Source organism: Zobellia nedashkovskayae, from assembly GCF_015330125.1.
GTDB lineage: Bacteria > Bacteroidota > Bacteroidia > Flavobacteriales > Flavobacteriaceae > Zobellia > Zobellia nedashkovskayae.
In genome coordinates, this window is record NZ_JADDXR010000002.1 from 2,994,791 (window position 1) to 3,013,994 (window position 19,204).

At 37.6% G+C, this 19,204-nt stretch carries 12 protein-coding genes; all 12 read left to right on the plus strand.

Features of this window, described 5'->3' with window-relative positions:
* Positions 1 to 5: 5 nt before the first annotated feature.
* The 12 genes from IWB64_RS12555 (at position 6) to kduI (ending at position 19,179) form a co-directional block, all read left to right on the plus strand.
* A complete protein-coding gene (locus tag IWB64_RS12555; protein ID WP_194534323.1) occupies positions 6 to 2,378 on the plus strand; it encodes a PDZ domain-containing protein in 2,373 nt (790 codons plus the stop codon).
* A gap of 16 nt (positions 2,379 to 2,394) precedes the next feature.
* Entirely contained in the window at positions 2,395 to 4,380 is a 1,986-nt protein-coding gene (locus IWB64_RS12560; RefSeq protein WP_194534324.1) for an alpha-L-fucosidase, read from the plus strand.
* A 302-nt stretch (positions 4,381 to 4,682) separates the two neighbouring features.
* The gene (locus IWB64_RS12565; protein WP_226975870.1) at positions 4,683 to 6,620 is read left to right on the plus strand and encodes a heparinase II/III family protein; all 1,938 of its coding nucleotides are present in this window, start codon (positions 4,683 to 4,685) and stop codon (positions 6,618 to 6,620) included.
* Positions 6,621 to 9,431 (plus strand): hypothetical protein, encoded by a 2,811-nt coding sequence (locus tag IWB64_RS12570; RefSeq protein WP_226975871.1) that lies wholly within the window; start codon positions 6,621 to 6,623, stop codon positions 9,429 to 9,431.
* Between the two features lie 10 nt (positions 9,432 to 9,441).
* A complete protein-coding gene (locus IWB64_RS12575; RefSeq protein ID WP_194534325.1) occupies positions 9,442 to 10,665 on the plus strand; it encodes a putative glycoside hydrolase in 1,224 nt (407 codons plus the stop codon).
* Positions 10,666 to 10,961: 296 nt separating this feature from the next.
* Positions 10,962 to 12,407, plus strand: coding sequence for a sulfatase family protein (locus IWB64_RS12580; protein ID WP_194534326.1), 1,446 nt, complete (start codon positions 10,962 to 10,964; stop codon positions 12,405 to 12,407).
* A 133-nt stretch (positions 12,408 to 12,540) separates the two neighbouring features.
* Positions 12,541 to 13,983 carry a sulfatase gene (locus tag IWB64_RS12585; protein ID WP_194534327.1) on the plus strand — a complete coding sequence of 481 codons (1,443 nt, stop codon included), beginning with the start codon at positions 12,541 to 12,543 and terminating at the stop codon, positions 13,981 to 13,983.
* 158 nt (positions 13,984 to 14,141) lie between these two features.
* Entirely contained in the window at positions 14,142 to 14,966 is an 825-nt protein-coding gene (locus IWB64_RS12590; protein ID WP_194534328.1) for a 3-keto-disaccharide hydrolase, read from the plus strand.
* Positions 14,967 to 15,032: 66 nt separating this feature from the next.
* The gene (locus IWB64_RS12595; protein WP_194534329.1) at positions 15,033 to 15,770 is read left to right on the plus strand and encodes a DUF6250 domain-containing protein; all 738 of its coding nucleotides are present in this window, start codon (positions 15,033 to 15,035) and stop codon (positions 15,768 to 15,770) included.
* 30 nt (positions 15,771 to 15,800) lie between these two features.
* The gene (locus IWB64_RS12600; protein ID WP_194534330.1) at positions 15,801 to 17,009 is read left to right on the plus strand and encodes a DUF4861 family protein; all 1,209 of its coding nucleotides are present in this window, start codon (positions 15,801 to 15,803) and stop codon (positions 17,007 to 17,009) included.
* 6 nt (positions 17,010 to 17,015) lie between these two features.
* Entirely contained in the window at positions 17,016 to 18,329 is a 1,314-nt protein-coding gene (locus tag IWB64_RS12605) for a sugar porter family MFS transporter (RefSeq protein ID WP_194534331.1), read from the plus strand.
* A 19-nt stretch (positions 18,330 to 18,348) separates the two neighbouring features.
* Positions 18,349 to 19,179, plus strand: coding sequence for a 5-dehydro-4-deoxy-D-glucuronate isomerase (kduI, locus tag IWB64_RS12610; RefSeq protein WP_194534332.1), 831 nt, complete (start codon positions 18,349 to 18,351; stop codon positions 19,177 to 19,179).
* Positions 19,180 to 19,204: the final 25 nt, after the last annotated feature.

Sequence of the window (19,204 nt, forward strand, 5' to 3'; positions counted from 1 at the left end):
ATAAAATGCAAAAATTGAATAGAATACTATTTCTGGTCGGCTTTATGGCTCTTCTTTTTTCGTGTACTCAAGAAGAGAAACCCATAGAGATTTATGTTTCTAAAGCTGCAGAAAATGATAAGGCAGGTGAGCTCAGTTATAAGACCGTAGAAGAAGCAATTCTAAAAGCATCGGAATTAAAACAAGATAGTCCGGAAGCTCATGTAATTATCAATATCCTTCCAGGAACTTATTATTTGACTAAACCCATTACCATACCTGCCTCGTTGAGTAATTTGACCATCAAGGGTTTGGGTGCGTCGGAAGTTACTTTAAAAGGAGCTGCACCCATACATTTAGATTGGAGGAAATATGAAGACAACATTTATGTAGCCAATGTGGACCAAGCCTCAGGTTTTGACCAATTTGTGGTTAACGGCAAACCACAGATATTAGCCCGATACCCCAATTACGATGAAGCCGCGCAGTATTGGCAAGGCTTTGCCGAAGATGCTTTGTCCAAAGAACGTGTGGCATCATGGAAAAACCCGATTGGAACTTATTTTCACGCCTTACATGGCGGTAGATGGGGTGGTTTCCATTTTCGTATTACAGGTCTTGATACCGATGGGAATCCAATTTTTGATGGTGGTCATCAAAACAATAGGGCGTCCGAGCCGCATAAAGAATTTCGAATGGTGGAGAATATTTTTGAGGAACTAGATAGCCCAGGAGAATGGTACTTGAATGCGGAGGAAAAGAAGCTTTACTATTGGCCTTTGGAGGGTACGGATTTGAATACAGCTAAACTTGAGGTTTCTGTTTTGAAAAATCTAATTCAAGTTACGGGTACATTGGAGAATCCAGTAAAAAATGTAACTATAGAAGGGTTAAAATTTGAAAACTCCCAACGCACTTTTATGGACGAATACGAGCCTCTTTTAAGAAGCGATTGGATGATATACCGTGGTGGAGCCGTTTTTTTTGAAGGAACGGAGAATTGCATGGTGACCAATAACGAATTTACAAACCTTGGTGGCAATGTAATCTTGGCAAGTAAGTATAATAAAAACCTTCAAATCAAAGGAAATCATATTCATGATTCTGGTGCTAGTGCTGTTTCTTTTATAGGTGACCCTTCGGCAGTGAGGTCTCCATCTTTTAATTATAAAGAGTTCGTTCCGGTAACCGAAATGGATACCGTATCAGGTCCTAAAAACGAACTGTACCCAAGGGAATGCTTGGTAGAGGACAACTTAATTTACAGAATAGGTAGAATAGAAAAGCAAACTGCTGGCGTTCAAATTTCCATGGCTATGGATATTACCGTTCGGCATAATAGCATTTATGATGTGCCTAGGGCGGGTATCAATATTGGTGACGGAACGTGGGGCGGACATATTTTGGAATACAATGATGTGTTCAATACCGTATTGGAGACCAGTGATCATGGGTCTTTCAATTCATGGGGAAGAGATAGGTTCTGGCATCCCAAAAGAGGGGTAATGGATAGTTTAACTGATGCAAACCCCGATATGTGGAAATGGGATGCCGTGCATACTACCATCATCCGTAATAACCGTTTTCGTTGTGATCACGGTTGGGATATTGATTTAGACGATGGGTCTTCCAATTACCATATCTACAATAATTTGCTATTGAATAACGGCCTTAAATTAAGGGAAGGATTTGCTAGGGTCGCAGAAAATAACATTATGGTCAATAATTCACTGCACCCTCATGTATGGTTCAAAAATAGCCAAGATGTGTTTCGGCACAATATTGTACAAAAGGCATATCAAGATATAAGACTAGATGGTTGGGGAAAGGAATTGGACTATAATCTGTTTCCTAATGAAGTGACCCTGATGAAATCTAGAGTATATGACAGGGATTTTAACAGTACCTATGGGGATCCATTATTCAAGGACCCTTTACATCTTGACTTTTCCGTTACTAAAAACTCACCTGCTTTAAAAATAGGATTTAAAAATTTCCCTATGGACAAATTTGGCGTGCAAAAACCAGAATTGAAAGCTCTTGCTAAAACACCTGAAGTACCTGTGTTGAAGAACGAATCAAACAAGGAAACGGAAACTACACCAATTGTGACTTGGTTGCGAAATAAACTAAAAAATGTATCCTCAAAAGAAGAACAGTCGGCCTACGGTTTAAATACGACCGAAGGCATAATTATACTTAGTGTTTGGACAGAAAGCCCTGCCGTGCAGAACAACGGACTAAAAATGGGGGATGTAATAGTACAGGCCAACGGTGAAAAAGTTAAAGACATTACAGACTTTTTTAAAGTTGTTTTGGAATCTAAAACACAAGAGAAATTAGACATTATTGTAGTTAGAAATCAATCTGAACATAAATTATCTATTAGAACGAAGTAACCTTAAGTACGAGAAAATGAAAGTAATAATGAAAGTGGTATTGTTCGCATTTGTTGCGATGTTGACTTTGGGCAAAGGATTAGCTCAAGATAAAGAAGTGAAAAAACTGTCGGATGATGAACGTATGGAATGGTGGCGTGATGCCAAATTTGGAATGTTCATACACTGGGGTGTGTATTCTATTCCGGGTGGTGAAAGAAACGGAAAAGTTTGCGGTGGTGGCGCCGAATGGATCATGGACAAATTGGATTACACTATTGAAGAATATGAAAAATTACCTCCCGTATTTGATCCGGTAAAGTTTGATGCTGATGAGTGGGTAGCGATGGCCAAAGATGCCGGGATGAAGTATATCGTAATCACATCAAAACACCATGATGGTTTTGGTCTGTGGGATTCTAAAGTATCTGATTACGATATTATGGATTCGTCTCCTTTTAAAAGAGACGTCATTAAAGAATTATCGGATGCATGTAAAAAACAAGATATTGTTTTCTGTTTTTATCATTCGATCGTAGATTGGCACCATCCTCAGGCACAGGGCAATTTATTCCCTAATTACAATGCAGGTCAAAAAGACCAAACCGTTGTAAATCCTGAATTTCCAGAATACTTTAAAGATTATCTAAAACCACAGGTTAAAGAGCTATTGACCAATTATGGTGATATAGGAGTAGTTTGGTTTGATGGAGATTGGATTGCGGATTACACCACCGAAATGGGTAAGGAAATGTATGATTTTATCCGAGAAATTCAACCCAATACCATCATCAATAATAGAGTAGATAAGGGCCGTATGGGAATGGAAGGTATGGACCGAGAAGGGAACTTTGCGGGTGATTTTGGTACTCCAGAACAAGAAATACCAGCTACGGGAATTGATTCTGATTGGGAGTCTTGTATGACTATGAACGGGTCTTGGGGTTACAAACCATCTGATGATAACTGGAAGAGCAGTGAAAAGCTAATTCAAAATTTGGTTGATATCGTATCCAAAGGAGGTAATTTCCTTTTAAATATAGGTCCTGACGGTCTTGGTCAGTTTCCACCGGAGAGCGTAGAGCGATTAAAAGCTATGGGAGACTGGACGGAGGTAAACGGTGAAGCCATTTATGGAAGTAGTGCTAGTCCTTATGATAGACCTGAATGGGGCCGTTATACAATTAAGGATGATATTCTTTATGCTCATGTTTTTGATTGGCCAGAAGATGGCAACCTAGTTATTAATAGCGACATTAAATTACAGAGAGCCACTTTATTGGCAGACGGAACTAAATTAAAAGCAGGACTTACCGATAAAGGTTTAACCATTCAGTTGCCAAAAATAGCACTTGACGCTGCCGCTACCGTCATTAAAATGACTTTGCTGTCTAAGGATGATTGGGCAAATTTTGGAAAATATAAAGCTGCAAACGAGCAGTTGAAAGCACCTGCTAAAAAAGAGAACCGTGTTGTTTTTATGGGGAATTCTATTACTGAAGGCTGGGGCAAAAATAATCCTGAGTTTTTTGAAAAAAATCCATCATACATCAATAGGGGAATAAGCGGCCAGGTAACACAACAAATGTTGTTGCGTTTTAGTCCAGATGTTATTGATTTGAACCCTAAGGCTGTTGTTATATTGGCAGGAACTAATGATCTTGCAGGTAACCGTGGTCCCATCAGTATGGACCAGATTGCGAAGAATATATTCTCAATGGCTCAGTTAGCCAAAGCGAATGGTATTAAAGTGGTTCTGGCATCGGCATTACCAGCTAATAGTTACTCTTGGAGTCCGTCTATTTCACCTGCTGATCAGATAGTTGAACTGAACAAAAAAATTAAGGCATATGCGGATAAAAACAATATAGTCTACCTAGATTATTATACGCCGATGGTAGATGCACAGAAAGGCTTAAAAAGCGAGTATGGTAGAGATAGTGTGCATCCAAACCTTGATGGATATAATGTTATGGCCCCACTCGTGAAGGAAGCTATTGCCAAAGCAATGAAGAAGAAATAGAAGTCTACAGTTTAATATTATTTTGCAGAAGCAAATATAAAATCGCTGTCATATAAAAAATAGAGGTATAAAAATTATTGAAATTTTGATAAGAATAACAATCGATTTTTATTTTGAATAACCTCTTTATAGCCCATTATATAAGTAATGGGCTATAATTTATATGTCCTGAATACTATATTATATTATATATAGCCAAGAACTGATAACATTGTAATGTAATTGGTTCTTGGCTTTTTTATGAAAACCATCGGCAATGTTATAGTTTGTCCTCTTAGGCATAGGGCAATACTTAATTCTATATGATGAAAAAAATACTTCAATTTATGTGTTGCTTTACAATGATGGTTGTTCTCAATCAAGATGTTTTAGGGCAAACTTCTTCTGGGCATTTAGATATTTCCACTTACCTAGAACTGGCAGATAGTGATATCATCTATCCGTCTTCTGAACAAATAGAAATGCTTAAAAAGGTAATGCCTAAAGAAGCTTTTCAACCAGCGCCAAAAATATCGGATAGAGCTTATTGGGATGCGATTGCAAACTCTGAATTAGGTCAAGACTACTTAGTAAAAGCGAATGAATTACTGGACAAAAAACCTGAAGTGCCTATAACTGATAGTATTTACCGTTTGGCCAATAAAGATGGAAACAGGGGAATTTATAAACCAAGGTATTATAGAACTATGGACCATCTTGAACATTTTATTTTAGGCGAATGTCTAGAGAATTATGGTCGGTTTTTACCCCAAATCATCAGCTACAGTAATGCCATTATGGATATGAAATCATGGTTACATCCCAATCATGATGATAATGATAACGGAGTGTTGGAAGGGAGACGTATGACCATTGATTTGGGAGCGCGGAAATTTGGGTCGGTATTGGCCTTGGCCGAATCACTTTTAGAAGATAAACTCTCAGTAGATTTAAAGAATAGAATCAATGAGAACCTTCAAAACCGAATTATTGACACCTATCTGAAAAGCACTCAGTTTTTAGACGAGAACAACAAATGGATTAAAAGCACAAGCAATTGGAATTCCGTGTGTACCAGTGGTACAGTTTTAACCACTATAACGAGTTCTGAAAATTATAAGGAACGATTAGCAACGGTAGGTTCGGCATTAAATAGCATGGTTTTTTATTTAAGTGGATTTGGTGATGATGGTTATTGCTCTGAAGGTTTGGGATATTGGGGCTATGGTTTTGGGCACTACTTGTATTTAGCTCAAATACTGCATGATTATACAGATGGTCAAATTGATTTATTTGCTTTTAATAATGCAGATAAAATGAAAAATGTAGGCAATTTTCCTGAAGGTTTTGAAATTCAGAACAAGGTCTGTTCTCCTTTTTCAGATGGGGTCTCGTCTATTTCAAGCAAGGGAAGCAATTTTGCCAATGTACTATCGGCAAAACATTATGGAGCTATTCCTCCCACAGAAATCAGAATGGAAGAAGCCGCCGAACAACTAATAGCTTGGCAAAATACAGATATGTTTCAAGTAGCGGAAACGGCAACTACATCAGAATTGCCTAATCATACTTTTTTCAATGAATTCGGAATGGTGATTTCAAGAGGTAAACAAGAAGCTCCATTTTCTATTGCGGTAAAAGCAGGGCACAATGCAGAAAATCATAATCATAGTGATGTGGGCACGTACACCTTGGTGCTAGATGATGAGATTATGACAGGAGATATTGGCGCACCTTCCTACAGAGCAGGTTCATTTTCGCCGGATAATAAAGCAAGAAGTTCTTGGGGGCATCCTGTTCCAATAATAAATAACACTTTACAATTTAATGGAATAGAATTTAATGGTATCATCATTGAAACTGAATTTAAAGAAGATAAAGACAAGGTAATTATGAATATTATGCCAGCTTATGAACTACCTATGTTACAGACTTTGACAAGAACTATGGTTAATGATAAATCTGGTTTGGGTAGTATAACAATTGAAGATCAGTTTATAGCAACGGAACCAGTTAGTTTCGGTTCTGCAATAATGACATTGAATACTTATGAAATCATAGATGATACTACGGTTATTCTAACATCTAAAAATCACAAAGTAAAAGCTGAAATTAAGAGTGAAGGTTTTGAAATTAGTATAAATGACGTGGTTGTTCCTGTAGCGCATTTAAGAGAAGGCGGACCTGCCTACAGAATAGGAATTGATGCTAAAACACAAGTTGAAGAAGGGAAATTAACTATTACCTATACACCATTATAGATGAATAATTATATACAGAAAGTGACCGAAATGTTGACAAGAAACAGTAGAATATCAATAATTGTCAATAGAACATTCACTGTGGTATTGGGTTTCTATTTGTTCACCACTTATATATCAGCTCAAAACTCATCAGATATCCCATTACCGGAAAACTTGGTGCAAGGGTACCCAAGGTTGTACATCACTAATGCTGAAAAGAAAGACCTTCAGAAAACCATCAAAAAAGAAGCGTGGGCAAAAAATGTTTTAGCAGGTTTACATGATGAAGTTGACGAACACGTAGAGCGTCATGTATCTGATTCGGAATGGATGGTATCTCGTCTTCAGATGTACTGGAAAACGAAATCAACCAATATATATATAAATGGGGTAGATTATTCTCATGCAGACGGTGAAGCTCCGGTTCCGACAGTTCGATTTACAGGTTCTCGTAATTCTGCCACGCCATATGCTAAGCCTAAGTTAGAAGATATACAACCGTATATGGATGACCCCAGAGGTTTGTATTTACCGAATAAAACAAAAGAAGGACATCCTTTTGAATGGGCAGAACAATCCGAAACCGGTAATATAATTGTTTCTATTAACGAAGATATTATTGGTTTGGCTAGAGATGCTGCCTTTCTGTATTGGTTAGAGAATGACGAAAATTTTGCAAAGTTTGCTTATGATATTTTCCATACCTATATGGAAGGTATGTCGTATCGAAGTGAGCCTATCGACTTGCTAAACGGTCATATACAAACACTTGTTGGTTTTACACATTTTCAGGTGATACATGAAAGAGCTTTGAGAGAAGTATCCATTTTGTATGATTTTTTACATGGATATATAGAAGCCAACCATCCAGAAAATATTGCGATGTATGATAAGACTATTAAAAGATGGACAGATCAAGTTATTAAAAACGGAGTACCACAGAACAATTGGAATTTGCATCAAGCCAACATCATCTTAAAAGCAGCCATGGTTTTGCAAGACGATGAAAATTATGAGGATAAAAAAGGACGTGAGTATTATATTAATTACATCTTAAATGTTACTTCCGCTAGGCAGTGGTCGCTATCAAAGTTTATTGATTACGGCTATGATGAAAGTAATGGGGTTTGGAACGAATGTCCTAGTTATTCACTCGGGGTAACAAGTAGTCTTACCGAATTTATTCGTGATTTCGATAACACATTTGATCATAATATTCTTCCGTATACTCCTGTAATGAGTAAAGCGGTGAAAATGATGCCACAGTATTTATTTCCAAACAATCAAATTGTAGCATTTGGAGATTCTTACTACGGACCTATAAGTACCGAGGCAATAGGGGATATGATTAGAATTGCCCAGAAAAATGGGGACGATGAGTTAGAAGAAGATTTTACGGGATTGTATCGCTTGTTTGCAAAAGACAATGAGCAATCAGGTAAAAATAGCGGTAGAAAAGACAAAAGTATCTCTTCTTTTTTTGCTGCCAAGCCGTTAGTTTTAAATCCAAAATATAAGCAGCATGACATAAAAGATTATATCACACAGACCTTTAATGCACCAAGTGTTAGCTGGCATGTGCAGCGTATGGGCACTGGTACAAATGGAATGATGGCCTCTTTAAATGGCTCTTTAGGAAACCATATGCATGCTAATGGCATCAATATGGAACTCTATGGAAAAGGCTTCGTTCAAGGTGCAGACCCGGGTAAGGGAGCTAACTATTTGCAACCTATCTATTTAGAATACTATTCTCAGTTTCCTGCTCATAACACGGTAATGGTAGATGGAGCTTCTTCGTACACCGAAATGTTGAGCTATCATGGCTTTGATGTTCTGGGAGAATACCCAAAATCGGAGCAGAAAGACGGTTTTTACGAAGGTATCACCTATTCAGAGGTTTACTTTTTAGAACCGGAAACCCAAAGTGATCAAAGTAGGTTGGTAGGTATTGTTAAAACAGGCGAAACTACCGGATATTATATTGATGTTTTTCGTTCTAAAAAACAGCGCAAAGGCGATAAATTTCATGACTATTACTACCATAACCTAGGGCAAAGTATGCAGGTGATGGATGTTGGTGGAAATCCGCTGAAGTTAACCGAAATTGAAGAAATGGCGTTCGCTGGCGGCCACCTTTATGCCTTGGATTACATGTGGGATAAAAAATCGGTAAAGCTAGAAGAAGATTACCAAGCCGAATGGAAAATAGATATGCCCGAAGGTGAGGATGATGTTTTTATGAATTTATGGATGAAGGGTACGGAGGGGCGTGAGGTATTCTCCATAAAATCTCCGCCGAACAAAGCGTTTAAAAATAATCATGGCCTGCCGTATGAAGTAGACGAAGAACCTTACTTGACCTTTGCGGCCAGACAACATGGCCCTGCATGGGAAAAACCTTTCGTTTCGGTCTATGAACCTTTTACTTCCGCCGAAGGGAAAAGTATAGAGAAGATTTCAGGCTTCGATGACGAAAACGGAAATACCGAATTCGTGGGGCTGAACATTATACATAAATCCGGTCGTGAGGATATGGTTTTCTCTTCTGGAAATCACAAGAAAGTAAACTATAAAGCAATGTCTAGTGATGCCACCTATACTTTAGTCGGGATTGAAAAGAACGGAGATTGGGTAGTTTTTATAGGAAACGGAAAAGAGGTTTCGGCTAAAGGTTACACTATTTTGGCTTCTGAAATTGGGAATGTAGTATTGGAATTAAAACAAGGTGAGCTGCTATTAAATAACGAAGTGCCGGTTAGCATTAGGCATAAAAATTTAGAGAAGAAATTTGATACCGGAACATTGCGAAAAATTGTAATAGAATAAAATAAGAAAAATGAAAAATAAAATAAGATTTCAGGCCAAGTCAATCAAAGCATTATGTACAATATATAGTCTATTTCTGGTTTGCTTGCATTCCAGCGGTCAGGAACAATCATCATTATTTATAAGTGATGGTTCTGATTTTAAAGCGCAGTCCTATTTTCCAAAATTTAGCTGGGAAACGACCCCAATGTATTATCATTTTGGTGATATTGACCGTGTTTTAGAACCTGAAGAAGTCAAGTTTATTTCAGATAGAACCGATTTTATCTGTATGGAGAAATCACATGCATACAATCTGCTTGGTGACCAGGTATTGGGTACAAAGCATGAGGTGGAAGCATTTCATGAAGTAAAGCCTGAAATCAAAGTGTTGTTCTACTACAATTCGTATGTGGCATGGCCCTTTCCACGATTTAATAAAGAATTCACACCAGATGGCATTGCGAAAAACGAAGAATTGACCAAATTTTTGGCACGTGATCCTAAAACTGGAAAACTCTTGGAAAAAACAAGAGGACCGGCATTTTCATACTATTTTGATGCTATGAATCCAGAATTTCGTGAATGGTGGGTGCAATCGGCTGTTGAAGGTATTAAAATTTCAGGTGCAGACGGTATTTTCATTGATCGTATGAATGTGGACGTGAATGCAAATTATCCGGTGGATGATTTAACTGCATTAGCTGAAGCCAAAGGTAAAATGATGGCAGCTCTTAGAGAACAAATGGGACCGGATAAAATATTGGTAGGTAACAATGCGGCCACTACAAAAGAGGTTTTTCCATATTGTGATGCCTTTATGTTTGAGCATTATAATGCCTCTGTTACGAATAAAGAAAATCTACTGAAAGAATGGGGCGTTATGGAACGCGTTGCCAAGGCTGGGAAAATTTCAATTTATCGTTTTGGAGCCAAAGGAAAAGGGAAAAATGACATCACAACAGGAGCGACAAAAACCGATGGAATAGAGAAAAGGTCTCATGATCAATTAGAATTTCATCAAGCCTGTTACCTTATCGGCGCTCAACCTTATTCTTATTTTCAGTGGAATTGGGGTTGGAACCTGGAAGATGGTAATCTGGTAGATTATCCTTCATTACAAAAACCATTAGGAAAACCCAAAGGGGCTTTTAAACGTGTAAACCCGGAAGGGTGGGAATTTACCCGTGAATTTGAACATGCAAGTGTATGGGTAGATACTGAGGCAAGGAAGGCAAAAATAACCTGGCATTAATTTATGGTCCTAATAAAGTTTTTAGGGGTGTTAATAGCTTTGAGTAATACTTTTATTGCCTAAACCATGAGAGTACATGACAGTTGAGCAAAGATAAAAGGTTAGTTTTATGCTGAATTCTTGTTTTTAGGATTTTGGATATAGAACTAAACTCCTTAAGAATTTCAAAACCTTATATAACCCCGTTTTTACGGAAAAAAATCATGAGTTATAGTATTGGGCATATAATTTATATGCTATTTCTATCACTAGAATTACATTGCCATTGAAATATAACTTTATAAATTTTAAGTGAAATGAACCTTCGTTTTATTTCTTTTATAGTATTGCTAATTTCCGTGATATCTACTGAAGCACAGGATGGGAAAGAACCTTCTCAGCCTAATATTGTAGTTTTCTTATGTGATGATTTGGGATATGGAGATTTGTCTTCATATGGCCATAGAACCATAAAAACACCGAATATTGATAAGTTGGCGGAGACCGGTATTAAAATGACCGATTTCTATTCAGCTGCACCAGTATGTTCACCATCAAGGGTGGGATTGTTGACAGGAAGGAGTCCAAATAAAGCAGGTATCTATGATTTTATACCTGGTCCTAAAAAAAGCGAAGATTTACGTCATTTGGTACATTTGCAAAAAGGAGAAGAAACCATACCTGAGCGTTTAAAAACTGTTGGCTATTCAACGGCATTGGCGGGGAAGTGGCACTGTAGTTCACTTTTTAATAATCCCGCTCAACCGCAGCCAGATTATTTTGGATTTGATTATTGGTTCGCTACTCATAACAATGCATCGCCTAGTCATGAAAACCCTAAAAATTTCGTCAGGAATGGGGAGAATGTGGGGCCAATAGAGGGTTTCAGTTGTCAGATTGTAGTGGATGAAGCTATGAGTTGGTTAGACAAAAGAGAAGATGATAATCCATTTTACCTACAAGTAACTTTTCACGAACCGCATGAACCTATTGCATCACCAAAAGATTTGGTTGCGGAATATTTACCATATGCGAACAATGAAGCAGAGGCCCAATTTTTTGCTAATGTGGCCAATGTAGATAAAGCAGTAGGCCGATTATTAAAATACTTAGATGAAAATGGAAAAGATAATACACTGGTCATCTTTACTTCCGATAATGGCCCTGAAACTTTAGCTCGCTATCCTGGTGCTAAAAGGACCTTTGGAAGAACAGGCGGACTAAAAGGTCGAAAACTTTGGACCACCGAAGCCGGTTTTCGTGTTCCTGGAATCGTAAAATGGATTGGCAAGGATACCTATAACGGTACTACGGATGCCGTTGTCTCTACTTTGGACATTCTACCTACCCTTTGTGAATTAACAGGGGCCAAACTACCCGATAATAAAATTGATGGTGAATCTTTTGTTTCCCTTATTAATGAAGGGAAATTTACAAGAAAGAAACCCTTGATATGGGGTTTTTATAATGCTTTAAATGAGCACCAGGTAGCTATGCGTCATGGTGATTATAAAATACTGGCAAGATTAAAGAAGGACGGGGAGTATCTGCCAAATATGAACAATATATACAAAGGCAATGAAGAGCTGATTAAAAGTAGTGAATTGGCAGATTTTGAGCTATATAATTTAAAGGTGGATAACAAAGAGTCATCCAATCTGGTTGTTGATAATCCTATGGTTTTCAATAAAATGAAAGCTTTGCTTAAAACAGAGTATAAAGCTCTTTTAGAAGAAAGTCACATTTGGGACAGTACCGAATAACTAGAGTAAGGAATGAGCCTATTTGAAAACAGAAAATGGAGTATGGTTTTATTTTATGGCACTAATTGGTGTTTTAAACATTTTCGTACTAAAAAATAGAAATAATTACTTTAAAATTAAAAGAAGCAGTTTAATGCATAAATACTTAATAACGATTTTTACTTTGCTGTTGATGGTTAGCAACTTTGTTGTCGCTCAGCAAAAAAATGTACTTATTATTTGCGTAGATGACCTTCGTCCGGAACTCAATTCATTCGGGGCAAGTTATGTACACTCCCCTAATATAGATAGCCTAGCATCTGTGGGACGTGCATTTAGTCGTCATTATGTAAATTCTCCCAGTTGTGGACCTTCACGATATGCTTTTCTAACTGGGCAGTATGGGTTGGAATACAGAGGAGCATCCAATCAATCGTTATTCAAAAGAGCGGAGGCAATTGAAGAAAAAAATGCAAGTATAGCTGCTAGTATGCCAGAATGGTTTAGGAACAATGGGTATACTACGGTTTCAGTTGGGAAGGTATCACATCACCCAGGAGGAAGAGGTGGTGAGAATTGGGATGACCAGAACATTCCTGAAATGCCCAATGCCTGGGATAAGCATTTAATGCCCGTTGCTGAATGGGAAACCCCAAAAGGCGCTATGCATGGTTTGTCCTTTGGAAAAGTACGGACGGCCAACGATAGAGATGTGCTGGAGACAGTTGATGCAAACGATAAAAGTTATCCAGATGGACATATAGCTGAAGAAGGGCTGAAACAACTAGGTGAATTGGCAAAAGGCGATAAGCCTTTCTTTTTAGCCATTGGGCTTATAAAGCCACACCTGCCATTCGGGGTTCCAAAACGCTATTTAGACCGCTATAAAAATGCGGAGATTCCACCAGCTTTACATCCTGGAAAGCCTGAAGGAGTCACCACTTGGCATGATTCGGGAGAATTTATGGGCTATAACCGTTGGGGTAAAGACCCTCGCGAGGATAAAGATTTCGCATTAGAGCTTAAAAAGTATTATGCAGCTTGTGTGAGTTATGCCGATAAACATGTAGGTGATATAATTAAGAAACTGAAAGAAACCGGTGCCGATAAAAATACCATCATTGTAGTTTGGGGAGACCATGGTTGGCATTTGGGCGAGCATGCTATTTGGGGAAAGCACAGCCTATTTGAAGAATCGCTTAAATCTCCATTGATTATATATGACCCAATTATGGATAATAAAGGACAGATGACGGATGCCATAGTAGAATCTGTAGATGTATTTCCTACCTTATGTGAAATGACCACATTGCCAATTCCTGATTTTGCACAAGGCACATCTTTAAAACCCATTGTAGAAAATGCCGATGCAGAAGGCCATGAAGCAGTTGCATTTAAATCTCATGCAACAACAATAAGAACCAATCAATACAGATTTGTTCAACATAAGGGCGGTGAAGTTGAATTATATGATCATCAAACAGCTGCAGCGGAACAAGTTAATATTTCAGAAGAAAACCCGGAGGTGGTGAAGCAACTAAAGGATAAAATGGTGGCCAAAATGGGAAAAAAGGCATTTATATTTGCTACTAAATGAGAGAATTTTTGATGAGTAAAAATAGAATTACAGACATGGTTTACTTTGGATGCGGAAGAAATTCTTGAGGCATATTTTGTAAGTCTAGAAAGACTGTAGAGGAAATTCAACACAGTAGAAATAGCATATAAATAACTAAACAACGAGAATATTAGAAAATGAAAGATCAAAAAAGTATTTTTAATCTGCAACTTATTGTAGTTTTTACCTGTATGGTAACACTCTGTAATCTACAGGCTCAGAAATCTAGCGATAAAGGTTTTGTAGATCTTTTTAATGGTAAGGATTGGAATGGATGGCATCTTAAGTTAAGAAATGGAGATGCTGAAATGGCTCAAAAAGTGTACGCTATTGAAGATGGAATGGTACATGTTTTCAAAGATTCTCCAGATAGTTTAAATCTTAATACAGGTGATAATGGCACGCATGGCCTCTTTTATACCGATAAAAAATATAGTAAATATATTCTTAGATTTGAATATAAGTGGGGTGAGAAAATAACGAACAATTTTGATCAGTGGCAATATGATGCCGGTTGTTATTATCACGTATTTGATGATAGTGTATGGCCTAAGGGCATTGAATATCAAGTACGGTATAACCATTTAACAGAAAGAAATCATACAGGAGATTTCTGGGCTGCAGGTACAACTCTAGATTGGTATTCTGCAGATGGTGAAACTTTTAGTGCTCCAAAGAATGGAGGGAAGAAAAAGGAACAAAGTAAAAATGAACTTCATGCTTCTAAAGAGGCGGAATACAATGCTTTAAATGATGAATGGAATAAGTGTGAGATAATTGTGATGGGAGATGAATACACTATTCACAAGCTAAACGGAAAGATTGTAAATATGGCCACAAACCTTTCTGTAAGTGAAGGGATAATAGGATTTCAATCTGAAACAGCCGAAATATTTTACAGAAATATCAAGATAAAGGAATTAGATAAGTCAATTGCAATAAAGAAATTTCTAAAAAATTAAGATTTAGTAATTAGAGACGTTGAATGAGAAAGAAGCCTTAAACAAGTAGGGCCTATAGCATGTAGTATGATAGAGAAAATAAAAAGTAAAATAGTAGCAAGCTTAGTCCTAATATCAGTTTCCATGATTGTTAGGGCACAGGAAGAGCAGGTTAAAATCAATGATACATTTACGGCTAAAGCAAGTTTAATGTATTTAGATTCTTTTGAATTGGGACTTGAAAATTGGAAAGTAGAGCAAATGCCGGGTGGTACAGTAGGCTTGAAAGATGGAAAAATGGAAATTACAGATGTTTCCGGTTGTACGGTTTGGTTAAATAAGGAATTTACAGGTCCACTTATGATAACCTATGAAGCTTATGTAATAGATGAAGGTGGTCCCCAGGATCGTGTATCTGATTTAAATTGCTTTTGGATGGCAAAGGACATGGAAAACCCTGATGATTTTTTTGCTAATTCGGTTAAACGAGGCGGCAAGTTTTCCAATTACGATCATCTTAGACTGTACTACATGGGTGTTGGTGGTCACGATAATACCAAAACACGTTTCCGGAGGTATAGCGGAGATGGAGAACGACCATTATTACCGCAAAATGATCTATCAAAAGAGAAATATTTGATTACGCCAAATACATTGACTCAAATTAAAATCATTGCCTACAACGGAATTATAAAATATTACAGAGATGGAAATTTAATAGTAGAGTTTAATGATCCTAACGCGTATTCATCTGGTTATTTCGGTTTTAGAACCGTAAACAACCACATGACTATAGATAATTTCAAGGTATATAGTCTTGAATAAAAATGACACGGTAACACTAAATTTAAAATAATGAAAATCAACTTAATACATCCTTTAAAATTCACCTGTCTATCCGCGCTCTGTTTGATGGCTTCTTGTGAGCCCACAGTTAAGAATGAAACGGTTTCTATAGAGGTTAAAAACAATCTTGATTTCCCTAGAAATGAAGTCGTGGGCGTACACATTCGAGATTTGTCCGGAGTTCTTAAAAATACTGATGAGAAACACCTCCGACTTAAAAAAGTTGGAGCACAAGATTATTTACGGACCCAATGGGTAGACAATGATCAAGACGGTTCAAATGACGAATTGCTTTTTCAAGCTGAGGTTGCCGCTAATGGTAGTTCTGAGTTCACTATACTTATAGACAGTATAAAAGTACCAGAAGAGAGTGACGTCATTGCTTATTCTCGTCTCGTACCGGAAAGAACGGATGATTATACGTGGGAGAATGATAAAGTAGCTTTTAGAACGTATGGTCCTACAGGAGAAAAAGAAGCCTTGGCAGGTGTGTCTGGCAGCACACTTTCTAGTGGTATAGATTTGTGGTTAAAACGAACAGATAAAGCTATTATTAACAAATGGTACAAGGCACATGAAACTAAACCTGGTGCTTACCATAAAGATCGCGGAGAGGGTTATGACCCGTATCATGTTGGAGGTAGTAGAGGTACAGGTGGCATAGGAGTCTGGGAAAATGATAGTCTTTTGGTTTCCAATAATTTTACAGCATCTAGAACTTTGGCAGATGGTCCTTTACGAACCGTATTTGAATTAGATTATGCTCCGTGGAGCCCTTATGGGATTAAAGAAACGAAACGTGTAACTCTAGATTTGGGTTCCAATTTTTCTAAGTTCGAAATTGGTCTTTCTTCGGACAAAGAAGTACCTAATTACACGGTGGGAATCACGTTACATAAAAATGAGGGAGAAGGAGCTATAAATAAAGAAGAAGGCTGGTTCCGTCACTGGGAGACTATTGATAGTTCTAAAGTAGGAGAGGGTATTGTTTTAGACCCTACAATAGTACAAAATGCCATAATCTACAAATCCGATGCTGTAGATCAGAGCAACCTTTTAATCATAACCAAACCTCAAGAAAAACTGACGTATTATGCAGGTTTCGCTTGGGATAAAAGTGGACAAGTTAGTTCTTTAGAAGATTGGGAAAATATACTGAAACAACAGTCTCAGGTTTTGTCTAGTCCATTGTCTGTTTCAGTTAAAAAATCTAAATAAAGCGCTATGAAAACTAAGTTGCTTTTTACATCTTTTGTGGTGGCTTTAGCCGGATTTTTATTCGGTTTTGATACTGTCGTAATTTCTGGTGCAGACCAACAATTACAGACTTTATGGGGTACTTCAGACCTTTTTCATGGTACGTTCATTATGTCAATGGCATTATGGGGTACGGTTTTGGGAGCTATTTTTGCATCCATTCCCTGTGATAAAATAGGAAGAAAAAACACCCTTTTATGGATAGGTATACTCTACTTTATATCAGCATTGGGTTCAGGTTTGGCAGATGATCCCTATTTATTTTCTTTCTTCCGTTTTCTTGGAGGTCTTGGAGTAGGGGCATCAACTGTTGCCGCACCAACGTATGTTTCTGAAATAGCACCGGCCAAAAGCCGTGGTAGATTGGTAGCATTGTATCAATTCAATATTGTTTTCGGAATTTTAATCGCCTTCGTATCCAATTATTTATTGAAAGATTTTGGATCAGAACCTTGGCGTTGGATGATTGGTATAGAAGCACTTCCTGCATTAATCTATACTGTAGCTATGATAGGTGTTCCTAAAAGTCCACGATGGTTGTTAGAAAAGAAAAACGATTTAGAGGGGGCAAAAAGAATTCAATTGGAACTTACCGGAACAGAATTGGATGAGTCGGTCATTGAGCAACTAAAAGTTGAACAAACAGAGAAATCTGCCTTGTTTGTCAAGAAATACAAATTCCCTTTAATGCTGGCATTTTTAATTGCTTTTTTCAATCAATTGTCAGGTATTAATGCCTTTTTGTATTACGCACCGCGAATATTTAGTTCTGCAGGTTTAGGAGAAAATACCGCGTTATTGAGCAGTATTGGTATTGGTGTAACCAACTTGATATTTACTTTGTTGGGCCTTTATTTAATTGATAAAGTAGGTCGTAAAGTACTCATGTATATTGGTTCTATTGGCTATATTATATCATTGACTATGGTAGGTGTAGCTTTCACATTAGAATGGCAAGGCCTAATGGTGCCTATTTTCTTGTTTCTTTTTATAGCCTCTCACGCTATTGGGCAAGGAGCGGTAATTTGGGTCTTTATATCTGAGATATTTCCAACGAATTTACGAGCACAAGGGCAGTCGTTTGGTAGCTCTACCCACTGGGTATTAGCTGCATTGATTACGCTTTTTATGCCAATAGCCATGGGTAGTTTTGATAACCCTGGAATCGTGTTTTTCTTTTTTAGCGGCATGATGGTACTACAGTTACTATTCGTCATATTTATGATGCCCGAAACCAAAGGAAAGACCTTAGAAGAACTACAGAAAATGATAACAAAATAATAAAATCTAAAATTTAAATATGGAAGTTAAGTACGCTGTGCATCCTGATGATGCCAAATTATACGACACACAAAGAATTCGAAAAGAGTTTCATAGTTCAGACCTAATGGGCGAAGATGCTATAAAAATAATCTATACGCATTATGACCGTTTTATATATGGTACCGCTTTTCCTAAATCCCAAAGTCTTTCATTACCAACTTACGAGGAGTTGAAAGCCGATTATTTCTTAGAGAGAAGAGAATTGGGAATCATTAATGTTGGAGGTAAAGGTACCGTAACCGTAGATGGTGAGGTATTTGAACTTGGAAACTTAGAAGCCTTATACGTAGGTAAAGGTTCTAAAGAGGTGAGTTTTACAAGTGCAGATGGCTCTGATGCTGCACAATTCTATTTGAATTCAGCTCCGGCGCATAAAGAATATCCAACTAAAAAAGCAACGCGCTCAGATGCTAATATAGTGGAATTAGGTGCTGTTGAAACTAGTAACGAAAGAACATTGTACCAATACATTCATGAAGACGGTATTCAAAGCTGCCAGTTGGTAATGGGATATACCGAATTGAAAAAAGGAAGCGTTTGGAACACATTCCCACCGCACACGCATGAGCGTAGAATGGAAGTTTATTTCTATTTTGATATTCCTGGTGATAATATCGTAATGCATTATATGGGACAGCCACAGGAAACACGCCACGTTGCTATGAAAAATTTTGAAGCGGTAGTTTCTCCACCATGGTCTATTCACTCAGGTTCGGGTACCAGTAATTACAGATTTATTTGGGGAATGGCAGGAGAAAACAAGGCTTTTACAGATATGGATGGCGAACCTTTACAGGGCGTACTTTAAGATTTTAACAAACACAAGGAAGAAC